The organism is Streptomyces sp. AK010 (genome assembly GCF_014207295.1).
In the GTDB taxonomy this organism is placed as follows: domain Bacteria; phylum Actinomycetota; class Actinomycetes; order Streptomycetales; family Streptomycetaceae; genus Streptomyces; species Streptomyces massasporeus.
The window spans coordinates 296,882-310,928 of sequence record NZ_JACHCX010000004.1 but is presented as its reverse complement, the minus strand read 5'-3'; the positions used below and the strand labels follow the sequence as shown (position 1 = coordinate 310,928).

Here is a 14,047-nt window from a genome sequence, read left to right as displayed (position 1 = left end):
GTGGCCCTCTCCGGGGCCGGTAGGCTGGTCACATGTCCGAACCGACCGGTGCCGCCCGCAGGCGCGGGCCCTTCAAGGTCGGGGACCAGGTTCAGCTGACCGACCCCAAGGGCCGCCACTACACGTTCACGCTCGAGGCCGGGAAGAACTTCCACACCCACAAGGGTTCCTTCCCCCACGACGAGCTGATCGGCGCTCCCGAGGGCAGCGTTGTCCGCACCACGGGGAACGTCGCCTACCTCGCGCTGCGCCCCCTGCTCCCCGACTACGTCCTGTCCATGCCCCGCGGCGCCGCCGTGGTCTACCCCAAGGACGCGGGGCAGATCCTGGCCTTCGCCGACATCTTCCCCGGCGCACGCGTCGTGGAAGCGGGCGTCGGCTCCGGCTCGCTCAGCAGCTTCCTGCTGCGGGCCATCGGCGACCAGGGCATGCTGCACAGCTATGAGCGCCGCGCCGACTTCGCCGAGATCGCCCAGGCGAACGTCGAGCGCTACTTCGGCGGCCCGCACCCCGCCTGGCAGCTCACCGTCGGCGACCTCCAGGACAACCTGTCCGACGCCGACGTCGACCGCGTCATCCTCGACATGCTGGCTCCCTGGGAGTGCCTGGAGGCCGTCTCCAAGGCGCTCGTCCCCGGCGGCATCCTGTGCTGCTACGTGGCGACCACCACCCAGCTCGCCCGGACCGTCGAGTCCATCCGCGAGATCGGCTGCTTCAACGAGCCGAGCGCCTGGGAGTCGATGATCCGCAACTGGCACATCGAGGGCCTGGCCGTCCGCCCGGACCACCGGATGATCGGCCACACCGGCTTCCTGCTCACCGCGCGCCGCCTCGCCGACGGCGTCGAGCCGCCCATGCGCCGCCGCCGCCCCGCCAAGGGCGCCTACGGCGAGGACTACGCAGGTCCCAACGCCGACGGCGGCGCCGGCCGCTGAGGCGGCCCGTCACCGCGTCCAACGCACCGGCGCCGTGCCGGAGTTCCCGGATCCGTATCGGAACTCCGCCACGGCGCCTTTCCGTTGCCGCCCCGGGTGAACCCGCACCCGAGGCTGTTGACCTGCCGTCCGGGCGGCGGCGGCCCACGGCACGGTGCGCGGGAGCCGGGGCCGCGCAGGCCCGCTGACACAGCGGCAGGAACCGCAACCCTTCAGACTTCCCCGGCGCAGGACGTGCACACCCCGCCGTTCCCTCGCGGTGTGACGTGTGGCACCATGCTGGCCACCCCACCGGCACAGCCTCAGGAGACCCTCCTAGTGCAGTCTTCCGCCGTCCCGGAGCTCGCCCACACCCACACCCGTCCCATCCACTGGCTCGCCACCGCGACCGCCGTCGCGGGCGTCGTGGCCTTCTCCTCAATCCTGCAGCCCGGCGCGGCGACGGCGGCCCAGCCGGCCGCTCCCGAGACCAAGAGCGCTCCGGCGCTCACGACTCCGCCCGACCCGGCGGCGGTGACGTACCCGATCGAGTGCGGCCCGGTGAAGGCCGTCGTGCAGAAGCGGGCTTCCGGCGACCTCGACGGCGACGGCAGGCCCGAGACGGTGGCCGTGGTCCACTGCGACTCGCCGATGGGCACTCCGCCGGACGGCGTGTACGTCCTGACGCGCGACTCCGACGGGGGCGAACCCCGCGTCGTGGCCACCCTGCTCGACCCCAAGGACGGCACCACCGTCAGCGACTTCGCCGTGCGCCACGGCGCCGTCACGGCCACGCTCCTCGGCTACTCGTCGGCCGACGTGCCGCGTTGCTGCCCCGACGAGAAGAGCGACGCGAAATGGCGTTGGCACGGCGGCTCGTTCGTCCGCTCGACCCCGGCCGGAGCTCGCAGTGTGTGAGGCGCGTGCGACGGCGCGTGTGAGATATCAGACAGTGGTGACGGAACGTAGAGAAGTGGTCACTCCGCGTCCGGTCCGTAGACCTCGGTCCTGTCCGAAACCCGTCGCACGTGGATGCAGTCGCCCGGACACTCCTTCGCGGAGTCGATCACGTCCGTGAGGAGCGGCAGCGGAACGGGCGTTGTCGCACCCCTGTCCTGGAGCAACTCGTCGTCGGCACTCTTCACATAGGCCAGACCGTCGATGTCCAGCTCGAACACCTCGGGCGCGTACTGGGCGCAGATGCCGTCGCCGGTACACAGGTCCTGGTCGATCCAGACCTCCAGCGCCCCGCCTTCGACCCCGGCCACCTGCTGCACGCTCATCTCTCCTGCCGTTTCTCCGCCGAGCCGTATCGGGAATCCGGCCAGCTCTGGCGGGTGTTGAACAGTTCGACCCTACCTCCGGCTGGGTTCCAATCATGTTCGCTGGGTATTCCCCTGGCGTGAGGGAGAGCGCAAGGGTGAAGATCGGACACACCCCGACCGTCTTTGTGATCTAGGGGTTTCAATCGACACCCGCCCAGGTAGGGTCTGGAAGCGTCCAGCTCCCCTTGGAGGAGGTGAGGACCGTGGCAGCCCACGACGACGACATGAACCGCGGCATCCGCCCGGGACGCGGGTCCGACGACCCGTCCGGGCAGATCGCCTACCTTGAGCAGGAGATCGCCGTCCTGCGACGTAAGCTCGCCGACTCTCCGCGACACACGAGGATTCTCGAAGAGCGGATCGTCGAGCTGCAGACCAATCTGGCCGGCGTGTCCGCGCAGAACGAGCGACTCGCCAACACGCTCCGTGAGGCGCGTGACCAGATCGTGGCCCTCAAGGAGGAAGTCGACCGGCTCGCGCAGCCGCCGGCCGGCTTCGGGGTCTTCCTGACGGCGAACGAGGACGGCACCGCCGACATCTTCACCGGCGGCCGCAAGCTCAGGGTGAACGTCAGCCCCAGCGTCGAGCTCGAGGAGCTCCGGCGCGGCCAGGAAGTAATGCTCAACGAAGCGCTCAACGTGGTCGAGGCCATGGAGTACGAGCGCGTCGGTGACATCGTCACCCTCAAGGAGATCCTCGAGGACGGCGAGCGGGCCCTCGTGCTCGGGCACACCGACGAGGAGCGGGTGGTACGGCTCGCCGAGCCGCTGCTGGACGTGAACATCCGGCCCGGTGACGCCCTGCTGCTCGAACCCCGCTCGGGCTACGTCTACGAGATCGTTCCGAAGAGCGAGGTCGAGGAACTCGTCCTCGAAGAGGTCCCCGACATCGGCTACGAGCAGATCGGTGGTCTCGGCGGCCAGATCGAGGCCATCCGGGACGCCGTCGAGCTCCCCTACCTCTACCCGGACCTGTTCAAGGAGCACGAACTGCGGCCGCCGAAGGGCGTCCTGCTGTACGGGCCCCCCGGATGCGGCAAGACGCTCATCGCCAAGGCCGTGGCCAACTCGCTGGCCAAGAAGGTCGCCGAGGTGACCGGCCAGGCCGCCGGCAAGAGCTTCTTCCTCAACATCAAGGGCCCCGAGCTCCTGAACAAGTACGTCGGTGAGACGGAGCGGCAGATCCGCCTCGTCTTCCAGCGGGCCCGTGAGAAGGCCAGCGAGGGCACCCCCGTCATCGTCTTCTTCGACGAGATGGAGTCCCTCTTCCGCACCCGTGGCTCCGGAGTCAGCTCGGACGTGGAGAACACCATCGTCCCGCAGCTGCTCGCCGAGATCGACGGTGTGGAGGGCCTGCAGAACGTGGTCGTGATCGGCGCCTCCAACCGTGAGGACATGATCGACCCCGCCATCCTGAGGCCCGGCCGGCTCGACGTGAAGATCAAGATCGAGCGTCCGGACGCCGAGGCGGCCAAGGACATCTTCGGCAAGTACCTCACGGAGCGCCTCCCGCTGCACGGCGACGACCTCGCCGAGCACAGCGGCTCCAAGACCACCACGGTCCAGAGCATGATCCAGACGGCTGTGGAACACATGTACGCCGAATCCGAGGAGAACCGCTTCCTGGAGGTCACCTACGCCAACGGTGACAAGGAAGTCCTCTACTTCAAGGACTTCAACTCCGGCGCCATGATCGAGAACATCGTCGGACGCGCCAAGAAGATGGCGATCAAGGACTTCCTCGAGAAGAACCAGAAGGGCCTCCGCGTCTCCCACCTCCTCCAGGCCTGCGTGGACGAGTTCAAGGAGAACGAGGACCTGCCGAACACCACCAACCCGGACGACTGGGCCCGGATCTCCGGAAAGAAGGGTGAACGGATCGTGTACATCCGTACGCTCATCACCGGAAAGCAGGGTGCGGACACCGGACGCTCCATCGACACGGTGGCGAACACCGGTCAGTACCTGTAAAAGGCAGGGCGGCTGCGGGTGCCCTCGGCGGGTACCCGCAGCCGACTGTTTTTCAGGCCACGGCTGGAGCAACGCAATGACGCAAATGATCTCCCCACCAGCGCAAAGGCGTTCTAGGCTCTTCCGTACCGCCGAGTTGCGCAGTGCGGGGACGGGCACCGCACACGCAACCGAGCGCCAGCGGTATCTGAGTGGCGCCCACGACCGAGGGTGCCGCCGGGCAAGGAGGGCCGCATGACCGTACGGCGAGTAATGGGCATCGAGACGGAGTACGGGATCTCCGTCCCCGGCCACCCCAACGCCAATGCCATGCTCACCTCGTCCCAGATCGTGAACGCCTACGCGGCGGCGATGCACCGGGCCCGCCGGGCCCGCTGGGACTTCGAGGAGGAGAACCCGCTGCGGGACGCGCGAGGCTTCGACCTCGCCCGCGAGGCCGCGGACTCCAGCCAGCTCACCGATGAGGACATCGGCCTGGCCAACGTGATCCTCACCAACGGTGCACGGCTCTACGTCGACCACGCACACCCCGAGTACAGCTCCCCGGAGGTGACCAACCCCCGGGACGCCGTCCTCTGGGACAAGGCCGGCGAGCGGATCATGGCGGAGGCCGCGGAACGGGCCGCTCAGCTGCCCGGTGCCCAGCCGATCCACCTGTACAAGAACAACACCGACAACAAGGGCGCGTCCTACGGCACGCACGAGAACTACCTGATGAAGCGGGAGACCCCCTTCTCGGACATCGTGCGCCACCTGACGCCGTTCTTCGTCTCCCGTCAGGTCTTCGCCGGAGCGGGCCGCGTCGGCATCGGCCAGGACGGGCACGAGCACGGCTTCCAGCTCAGCCAGCGAGCGGACTACTTCGAGGTCGAGGTCGGCCTCGAGACGACGCTCAAGCGCCCCATCATCAACACCCGCGACGAGCCGCACGCGGACGCCGAGAAGTACCGGCGCCTGCATGTGATCATCGGCGACGCGAACCTCTCGGAGATCTCGACCTATCTCAAGCTGGGCACGACCTCGCTGGTGCTGTCGATGATCGAGGACGGTTTCATCGCCGTCGACCTGGCCGTCGACCAGCCCGTCCGCACGCTCCACCAGGTCTCGCACGACCCCTCGCTGAAGCGCCTGGTCACGCTCCGCAGCGGCCGCACGCTCACGGCGGTCCAGTTGCAGATGGAATACTACGAGCTGGCGCGCAAGTACGTGGAGGAGCGGTTCGGGGCCGACGCCGACGACCAGACCAAGGACGTCCTGTCCCGCTGGGAGGACACCCTCACCCGTCTGGAGCACGACCCGATGAGTCTGGCCGGGGAGCTGGACTGGGTCGCCAAGCGGGAGCTCATGGAGGGCTACCGGCGCCGGGACAAGCTCGACTGGGACGCGGCGCGACTGCACCTGGTCGACCTCCAGTACGCGGACGTACGGCCCGAGAAGGGCCTGTACAACCGTCTGGTGGCCCGCGGGCGCATGAAGCGGCTGCTGACCGACGCGGACGTGGAGCGGGCCCGTACGGTGCCGCCGGAGGACACCCGGGCGTACTTCCGCGGCCGCTGCCTGGAGCAGTACGCGGACGACGTCGCGGCGGCCTCCTGGGACTCGGTGATCTTCGATCTGCCGGGCCGGGATTCGCTGCAGCGGGTCCCAACCCTGGAACCGCTTCGCGGAACGCGTAATCACGTCAAGGAGCTCCTGGACCGCTGCCGCACCGCGGAAGACCTGGTCAGGGTCCTGTCGGGCGGGTGAACGCGTTGAGCGGGTACTCGTCGGGAACCGGCCGGACAGGGTGGAAAAGCCCTGGTCCGGGAATCATCGAGGTGGCCCCCGTACGTTGGAGCAACTGCGGGGCCATTGTCAGACCCGGCGAGTAGGGTCTGATCTTGACCGAGCAACTGTGTCGGGCGAACCGAGCGGGGTGAGGGATATGGCGACCAAGGACACCGGCGGCGGACAGCAGAAGGCCACCCGGTCCACCGAGGAGGTCGAGGAGCAGACTGCGGAGACGCAGGGCTCCGAGGACCTCAAGGAGCGTCAGGAGAAGCTGAGCGACGACGTGGACTCGGTGCTGGACGAGATCGACGACGTACTCGAGGAAAATGCCGAGGATTTCGTGCGGAGCTTCGTGCAAAAGGGCGGACAGTGAAGGCAAGTGGCGCGCTCTAGCCTTTGATTTGAAGGTGACGGGGGATGGAAGCGGTCAGTGAGCCGAGCGTGAAGCAATGCAGGAAGTGCCTTCGGGATTTGCCTCCTTCTGCGTTTGCCCGCGACAAGAGTCGGCGTGACGGCCTCCAGGTGCACTGCCGGGAGTGCGTGGCGAAGTACAGCGCCGCGCACTACCGGCGTCGCCGGGAGGCCATGGGGAAGCCGGCCCGGGAGCAGGTGGTCGTTCCAGCCGGACACAAGCTCTGCCGCACGTGTGGCGAGATCAAGCCTCACAGCGAATGGCACCGCAACGCCACCGCTTCCGACGGCCTGTCGACCCGGTGCAAGGCATGCCGGGCGGTGCAGAGTCGGCAGGGGCATCTGAAGCGCCAGTACGGCATTACGGAAGCCCAGCGCGATGGTCTGATCGCCTCTCAAGGAGGCGTGTGTTGTATATGTCTGGCGGCCGTGCCCGAGCATGTGGATCACTGCCACAAGACGGGTAGGGTCCGAGGCGTACTGTGCTTCAGCTGCAACGCAGCACTGGGGCAGTTCAAGGATCGGCCCGATGCCATAAGGCGGGCTGCCGCTTATGTGGAGGGAATCGCGTGGAAGCCAACACTCGTAGCACCGGGCGTCTACCGGCTGCCTTCCTGACGCCAGGGTCTTCCTCCTTCATGGACTTCCTGTCCGAGCACCAGCCGGAGATCCTGCCCGGCAACCGGCAACTGCCCCCCACCCAGGGCGTGATCGAGGCACCGCACGGGACCACGATCGTGGCCGTGACGTTCCCCGGTGGTGTGGTCCTCGCCGGTGACCGGCGGGCCACCATGGGCAACGTCATCGCGCAGCGGGACATCGAGAAGGTCTTCCCGGCCGACGAGTACTCGGCGGTGGGCATCGCCGGCACGGCGGGCCTGGCCGTGGAGATGGTGAAGCTGTTCCAGCTGGAGCTGGAGCACTTCGAGAAGGTCGAGGGCGCGCAGCTGTCCCTCGAGGGCAAGGCGAACCGGCTGTCGACGATGATCCGCTCCAACCTCGGCATGGCCATGCAGGGCCTGGCCGTGGTGCCGCTGTTCGCCGGGTACGACGTGGACCGCGGCAAGGGCCGGATCTTCTCCTACGACGTCACCGGCGGCCGCTCCGAGGAGCACAACTACGCGGCCACCGGCTCCGGGTCGATCTTCGCTCGCGGTGCGATGAAGAAGCTCTTCCGGGACGACCTCAGCGAGGCCGAGGCCACCACGCTGGTGATCCAGGCGCTCTACGACGCGGCAGACGACGACTCCGCGACCGGTGGTCCCGATGTCGCCCGCCGGATCTATCCCATCGTCACCGTGATCACCGACGACGGCTTCCGCCGGCTCACCGAGAACGAGGCGTCCGAGATCGCGCGCTCGATTCTCGAGCGGCGGCTGGAGCAGCCCGACGGGCCGCGGGCCGCGCTGCTGTAGCGGCGATCGTCTTCGTGAGGGTGGTCCAGTGAACCGACGGAATCTTCCAGAGAGGGACGGATAACCGGTGTCGACGCCGTTCTATGTCTCACCCCAGCAGGCCATGGCCGACCGGGCGGAGTACGCCCGGAAGGGCATCGCCCGTGGTCGCAGCCTGGTCGTGCTGCAGTTTGCCGACGGCATCGTGTTCGTCGGCGAGAACCCGTCCCGCGCGCTGCACAAGTTCAGCGAGATCTACGACCGGATCGGCTTCGCGGCCGCCGGCAAGTACAACGAGTACGAGAACCTGCGGATCGGCGGCGTGCGCTACGCCGACCTGCGGGGTTACACCTACGACCGGGACGATGTGACGGCCCGGGGCCTGGCGAACGTGTACGCGCAGACGCTGGGCACGATCTTCTCGAGCGCGGCCGAGAAGCCGTACGAGGTGGAGCTGGTCGTCGCCGAGGTCGGGGAGACGCCCGAGGGCGACCAGATCTACCGGCTGCCGCACGACGGTTCCATCGTGGACGAGCACGGCTCGGTCGCGGTGGGCGGCAATGCCGAGCAGATCAGCAGCTATCTGGACCAGCGCCACCAGGAGGGCATGACGCTGGCGGAGGCGCTGAAGCTGGCGGTGCAGGCGCTGTCCCGTGACACCAACGGCAGCGAGCGGGAGATCCCCGCGGAGCGGCTCGAGGTGGCGGTGCTGGACCGCACCCGGCCGCAGAAGCGCAAGTTCAAGCGGATCAGCGGGCGGCAGCTGTCGCGGCTGCTCGATGCGGGTGCCGCCGGCGGTGATGAGGAGGAGGCGTCGGAGGACGCCGAGTAGTTCTGACGTGGTGTGACGCGCTCCGGCCGGTGGTTCGTGGCCGGGGCGCGTCCGCTGTGTCCGGCGCCGGTGGGGTGCGCGTCCGTTTCGGCTTGCGGCGGGTGGGGGTGCGTGCCTGCGCCTTGGTGTGGGGTGTGGGTCGGGGCCGTGCCGGGGGGTGTCCGTCCTCGGAACGGCGCGATGGGGTCGGACGCCGACTGACTGTTCGTTGACGCGCCAACCGCTGCGGGCGGACACCCCCCGACACGGCCCCTTCTCGCCGTACGCGGGTGCGGGAGGTCTCAGCTGCGGGCATGCGCAGCCGTCCAGCCGCGGGCACGCGCTCCCGCCCCGCTGCGGGCATGCGTGCCCGCAGCGGGGCGGCTCGGGTGGGCGCAGCGGCACCCCGTTCCGCCGGGCTGCGGGCTCGCCCGGCCTCAGCACCAACGCAGCGGCACCCTGCGACGCCGGTTGCGGCACCACCCGGCCCCCGCGGCAACGGCCCCCACAGTCAACGAGGTGGGGCCGTGGAGCTTCGTACGATCAGTTGGACCGGGATGTCCCCGTTCTCGGGGGCGCGGTCCTCCAGGACGGCCAGCAGGGCCCGCATGCCGTGCTCGCCGAAGAGCTCGGCGTCGAGGTGGACCGTGGTCAGCTCCGGGTCCATGGCCGTCGCGAGGGCGAGGTCGTCGACGCCCGTGACCGACAGGTCGTCCGGGATGCGCAGTCCCAGACGGCGGGCCGCCTTGTACGTGCCGGCCGCGAGCTGGTCGTCGTCGCAGATCACGGCGGTGGGGCGAGCGCCGGGAGCCGAGAGCGCCGCCTCGGCGGACACCACGGCTCCCTCGATGGAGATCGGGGCCCGGGCGGTGCGGACCGACGTGCCCGGTACCTCCGCCAGCCTCGCCGCCAGCTCCCGGGCGCGTACCTCGAAGGTCCAGGAGGGGACGTCCGCCGCAAGGTGGAGGAAGCGGCGGTGGCCCAGGGACAGCAGGTGCTCCGCGACCTGGCGGACGCCGTCGGCGATGTCCAGGTTCACCGTCGCCGCACCCAGGCTCCCGGCCGGGTCGCTGTCCAGCATCACCAGGGGGAGCGCCTCGCCGCGGATCGCGGTCAGCGCGTCGGCGGCCATGGACGAGGCGATGACGCCGTCCAGCGCGGTCTGCGCCGAGGCGAAGGGGTCGCGGGCGGGACCGATGCCCTCGGGGGAGGGATACAGGACCACCCCGAAGCCGTGCTCGGCCGCGACGCGGGCGGCGCCGGTGTAGACCCCGGCGAAGAACTCCGTGGTGAGGGCGGGGACGACCAGGAGGACCGTGCGGGTACGGCCCAGGCGCAGGTTGCGGGCGGCCAGGTTCGGGCGGTAGCCAAGGTCGCGGGCGGCCTCGCGGACGCGCTCGGCGGTCGCCTCGGAGACCCGGCCGCGCCACTTGTCGCCGAGGACCAGGGACACGGCTGCCTGGGAGACGCCGGCGGCCTGGGCGACGTCCCGGCTCGTGGGGCGGGTGCTGCCTCGTGCCACCGTCGGCCTGCTCCTTCGTCTGGACTCGTGAACAGCGGACATGGTACGTATGGAAACCGAAGTTATACGTACAACCATAGGCGGGGGCGGCGGGGACATGGCCACGGGATACCTGGAGATCCTTCGGGCGCGGCACGCCGCCCGACTGCTGGTCGGCACGCTGGTCGGCCGGATGCCCAACGCCACAGCCGCCATCGCGATCGTGCTGTTCGTCCGGGCGGAGGGCGGCACGTACAGCCTGGCGGGGGCGCTGGCGGCCGTCTACGGCGTCGCCAACGCCGTCGGGCAGCCCGTGCTGGGCAGGATCGTGGACCTGCGCGGGCAGCCGCGTGTGCAGCTGCCGGCGGCCGTCCTCTCCGCGCTCGCGATGGCCCTCTTCGCCTTCTCCGGCATCGGGTCGCTGCCGCTCGCCTACGCGGCCGTCGCCGGAGCCGGGCTCTTCACGCCGCCGCTGGAGGGCGGGCTGCGGGCGCTGTGGCCCTCCGTGCTGCGCCGGGAGGACCAGGTGCACACGGCGTACGCCATGGACGCCGTGGCCCAGGAGGTGATGTTCACCGTCGGGCCGCTGCTCGTGACGCTGTGCACGTCCCTGTGGTCGGCCCAGGCCGCGCTGCTCGTGCTGAACGTGATCGGGGTGCTGGGGGCGCTGTCCGTCGTCGTGTCGCCGCCCTCGCGTGCCTGGCGGTCCGCGCCACGGGAGGCGCACTGGCTCGGCGCGCTGCGCTCGGCGGGACTGCTCGCGCTGCTGGCGGCGTTCCTGTTCATCGGGATGGCGCTCGGATCCATCACGGTCGCCTCGGTGCCCTACGCGGACGCCCACGGGGGCGACGTCGTGTACGGCTGGCTGATGGCGGCCCTGGGATTCGGTGCGCTGGTCGGCGGCACCCTCTACGGGGCCCGGCAGTGGGCCGGTGAGCCCGCGCGGCGACTCCAGGTGCTGGTGGGCCTTCTGGTGGTGTGTTACCTCCCGCTGATGCTCATGCCGGACGCGGTGCCCATGGTGGCGCTCACCGCGCTCGCCGGGGTCTTCCTCGCGCCCGCCATCGCCTGCGCGTTCGTCCTGGTCGACCGTCATGCCCCGCGGGGCACCGTCACCGAGGCGTTCTCCTGGCTGGTGACGACGTTCACCGTGGGCCACTCGGTCGGAGCGGGCGTCGCGGGGCCCGTCGTCGAGGCGGGCGGGGCCCTGTGGGGCTTCGCAGTGCCGGGCATCGCCGGTGGCGTGTCTCTGCTGGTTTTGACCGTCACAGGACGGGTAGTCGCAGCTCCCGGCCAGGGAGCGGTTGTTGTGTCCGGTTCGGAAAATGATCCAAACCGTGCCCCCGAACCCCGTTTCAGTTCAGGGGATCGGGCGTAATGTTCCCTCATGGACCGCCGCATTTTCGGGCTGGAGAACGAGTACGGCGTCACGTGCACGTTCAGGGGACAGCGCCGCCTGTCTCCTGACGAGGTGGCGCGGTACCTCTTCCGCCGTGTCGTGTCATGGGGCCGCAGCAGCAATGTCTTTCTGCGAAACGGCGCCCGCCTCTATCTCGACGTGGGATCGCATCCGGAATACGCGACACCGGAATGCGACAACGTGACCGAACTGGTCACCCACGACAAAGCAGGCGAGCGCATTCTCGAAGGACTCCTGGTGGACGCCGAACGACGCCTGCACGAGGAGGGAATCGCGGGCGACGTCTACCTCTTCAAGAACAACACCGACTCGGCGGGCAACTCCTACGGCTGCCACGAGAACTATCTGGTCGCCCGGCACGGGGAGTTCTCCCGACTCGCGGACATTCTGATTCCGTTCCTGGTCACCCGGCAACTGCTGTGCGGTGCCGGCAAGGTGCTGCAGACGCCGCGCGGCGCCGTGTACTGCGTGAGCCAGCGGGCCGAACACATCTGGGAGGGCGTCTCCTCGGCGACGACCCGCTCCCGGCCCATCATCAACACGCGTGACGAGCCGCACGCGGACGCCGAGCGCTATCGCCGCCTGCACGTCATCGTGGGCGACTCCAACATGTCCGAGACGACCATGCTGCTCAAGGTCGGGGCCACCGACCTGGTGCTGCGCATGATCGAGGCGGGCACCGTGATGCGCGACCTGACCCTGGAGAACCCGATCCGGGCGATCCGCGAGGTCAGCCACGACATCACGGGTCGCCGCAAGGTGCGCCTGGCCAGCGGACGCGAGGCCTCCGCCCTGGAGGTACAGCGCGAGTACTACGAGAAGGCCCTGGACTTCTGCGAGCGCCGGGGCATCCGCACCGGCACCGTCGAGCAGGTCCTGGAGCTGTGGGGCCGCACACTGGACGCGATCGAGGCCGAGGACCTCGACCGCATCGGCACCGAGATCGACTGGGTCATGAAGTACAAGCTCATCGAGCGGTACCGGGCCAAGCACAACATGACCATGTCGCACCCGCGGGTCGCGCAGATAGACCTCGCCTACCACGACATCCACCGGCGTCGTGGCCTGTACTACCTGCTCGAGAAGAAGGGCCAGGCGGCCCGTATCTGCAACGACTTGAAGATCTTCGAGGGCAAGTCCGTTCCGCCGCAGACCACTCGGGCCCGGCTGCGCGGCGACTTCATCCGGCGGGCCCAGGAACAGCGCCGTGACTTCACGGTCGACTGGGTCCACCTCAAGCTCAACGACCAGGCCCAGCGGACCGTGCTGTGCAAGGACCCGTTCCGTTCCGTGGACGAGCGGGTGGAGAAGCTGATCGCCGGAATGTGAGCCTGCTCCGGCCCTTCCGAAATGCCGATGTCCGGAGGTTTTCACACCTTCGGGCATCGGCATTTTCCGGACCGGCTCCGGCCGCGGGGAGCGGCCCGGACGGCGTCGTGTCGCGGGGTGAGGCGAGCGCGGAGCGTGTACGCCGTAGAGTGGCGGACATTGCCCCCCACTCCCGATCCCAGTTGGACTGATGAACTACAACACGAAACGACTCGTGGCCGCGCTGCTGGCCGTTCCCGCCCTGTTGTTCACCGCCGCGTGCGGATCGGACGACGGGAACAACGGTGAAGCGGCCGGAGGCGTCGCCGAGATCAAGGGGAAGGTCGGGGCGAAGCCCGAGATCTCCGTGCCCAAGGACGGCAAGCCGTCCGACAAGACCGTGGTCAAGACGGTCTCGGCGGGCAGCGGGACCCCGATCAAGGGCTCCGACTTCGTCCGGCTGGACTGGACCGTCGAGAAGTGGGGCGGTGACCAGGAACTCGGCGGCACCTGGGCCGCGGGGGCTACGGGTGACAAGGCGCCCCGCCGGCAGTCCATCGAGCAGATCGGCAAGCCGAGCCAGCAGCTCCCCGAAAAGGTCCTCGGCGCGGTGAAGGGCAAGAAGCCCGGCAGCCGCATCCTGGTGCAGGGCACCGCGGGCGATCTGATCGGCCAGAGCCTGAACACCTCCTCCGGGATCTCCGCCAAGGACGTGCTGATCTGGGTGGTCGACCCGGTCGGTGCCGCGAGTGTCGACGCCAAGGCCGATGCCAAGGGTGAGCAGGCGACCTCCGAGCCGGGCATGCCCGAGGTGAAGTCCCCGTCGCAGAAGGCCGCGGTCCTCACCGTCCCCAAGGGCGAGAAGGCTCCGAAGGACCTCAAGGAGCAGGTGCTGATCAAGGGCGACGGCAAGAAGGTCGAGGCCGGCCAGGGACTCATCGCCCAGTACACCGGCGTCAAGTGGGAGGACGGCAAGAAGTTCGACTCCTCCTGGGACCACGGTGGCGCCACCGCCTTCCAGATCGGCAACGGCTCCGTGGTGGCAGGCTGGGACAAGGGCCTCGTCGGCAAGCACGTGGGCGACCGGGTGCTGCTGGTGATCCCGCCCTCGCTGGGCTACGGCGCGAGCCCCCAGAGCGAGCTGGCCAAGAACACACTGGTCTTCACGGTGGACATCCTCGGCACGGTCTGACCCGTCCGGTCTGTGAGACTGTCCCCGACGC

The 14,047-nt window shown here is 69.1% G+C and carries 13 protein-coding genes; 11 read left to right on the top strand and 2 right to left on the bottom strand.

The window, feature by feature from the left end; all coding sequences use genetic code 11:
* Positions 1-32 precede the first annotated feature (32 nt).
* Both HDC93_RS10245 and HDC93_RS10240 read left to right on the top strand, forming a co-directional pair.
* Positions 33-935: a tRNA (adenine-N1)-methyltransferase gene (locus HDC93_RS10245; protein ID WP_031108685.1), complete on the top strand. Its 903-nt coding sequence runs from the start codon at positions 33-35 to the stop codon at positions 933-935.
* A gap of 318 nt (positions 936-1,253) precedes the next feature.
* Positions 1,254-1,832 (top strand): hypothetical protein, encoded by a 579-nt coding sequence (locus HDC93_RS10240; protein ID WP_185009371.1) that lies wholly within the window; start codon positions 1,254-1,256, stop codon positions 1,830-1,832.
* A gap of 59 nt (positions 1,833-1,891) precedes the next feature.
* Here HDC93_RS10240 and HDC93_RS10235 read toward each other — a convergent pair whose 3' ends face one another.
* Positions 1,892-2,197: a ferredoxin gene (locus HDC93_RS10235; protein ID WP_185009369.1), complete on the bottom strand. Its 306-nt coding sequence runs from the start codon at positions 2,195-2,197 to the stop codon at positions 1,892-1,894.
* 245 nt (positions 2,198-2,442) lie between these two features.
* On the opposite strand from HDC93_RS10235, the gene arc reads away from it, so the two are divergent.
* The 6 genes from arc (at position 2,443) to prcA (ending at position 8,616) form a co-directional block, all read left to right on the top strand.
* Positions 2,443-4,209, top strand: a complete 1,767-nt coding sequence (gene arc, locus HDC93_RS10230) for a proteasome ATPase (RefSeq protein WP_185009367.1) — start codon at positions 2,443-2,445, stop codon at positions 4,207-4,209.
* Positions 4,210-4,443: 234 nt separating this feature from the next.
* Positions 4,444-5,955, top strand: coding sequence for a depupylase/deamidase Dop (dop, locus tag HDC93_RS10225; protein ID WP_398984491.1), 1,512 nt, complete (start codon positions 4,444-4,446; stop codon positions 5,953-5,955).
* Positions 5,956-6,133: 178 nt separating this feature from the next.
* Positions 6,134-6,352, top strand: a complete 219-nt coding sequence (locus HDC93_RS10220; protein ID WP_185009365.1) for a ubiquitin-like protein Pup — start codon at positions 6,134-6,136, stop codon at positions 6,350-6,352.
* Between the two features lie 44 nt (positions 6,353-6,396).
* Positions 6,397-7,008 (top strand): endonuclease VII domain-containing protein, encoded by a 612-nt coding sequence (locus HDC93_RS10215; RefSeq protein ID WP_185009363.1) that lies wholly within the window; start codon positions 6,397-6,399, stop codon positions 7,006-7,008.
* Positions 6,960-7,805, top strand: coding sequence for a proteasome subunit beta (gene prcB, locus HDC93_RS10210; protein ID WP_184913302.1), 846 nt, complete (start codon positions 6,960-6,962; stop codon positions 7,803-7,805). Before HDC93_RS10215 ends, prcB begins: the two co-directional genes overlap by 49 nt.
* A 67-nt stretch (positions 7,806-7,872) precedes the next feature.
* Positions 7,873-8,616, top strand: a complete 744-nt coding sequence (prcA, locus tag HDC93_RS10205) for a proteasome subunit alpha (RefSeq protein ID WP_185009361.1) — start codon at positions 7,873-7,875, stop codon at positions 8,614-8,616.
* A gap of 490 nt (positions 8,617-9,106) precedes the next feature.
* On the opposite strand, the gene HDC93_RS10200 is transcribed toward prcA, so the two are convergent.
* Entirely contained in the window at positions 9,107-10,159 is a 1,053-nt protein-coding gene (locus HDC93_RS10200) for a LacI family DNA-binding transcriptional regulator (protein ID WP_185009359.1), read from the bottom strand.
* Between the two features lie 55 nt (positions 10,160-10,214).
* Here HDC93_RS10200 and HDC93_RS10195 point away from each other — a divergent pair, with 55 nt between their 5' ends.
* The 3 genes from HDC93_RS10195 (at position 10,215) to HDC93_RS10185 (ending at position 14,016) form a co-directional block, all read left to right on the top strand.
* Positions 10,215-11,474 carry an MFS transporter gene (locus HDC93_RS10195; protein WP_185009357.1) on the top strand — a complete coding sequence of 420 codons (1,260 nt, stop codon included), beginning with the start codon at positions 10,215-10,217 and terminating at the stop codon, positions 11,472-11,474.
* Positions 11,475-11,483: 9 nt separating this feature from the next.
* A complete protein-coding gene (gene pafA / locus HDC93_RS10190; RefSeq protein ID WP_184913310.1) occupies positions 11,484-12,845 on the top strand; it encodes a Pup--protein ligase in 1,362 nt (453 codons plus the stop codon).
* A gap of 190 nt (positions 12,846-13,035) precedes the next feature.
* Complete coding sequence (locus HDC93_RS10185) at positions 13,036-14,016, top strand: FKBP-type peptidyl-prolyl cis-trans isomerase (RefSeq protein ID WP_185009355.1); 981 nt, start codon at positions 13,036-13,038, stop codon at positions 14,014-14,016.
* Positions 14,017-14,047: the final 31 nt, after the last annotated feature.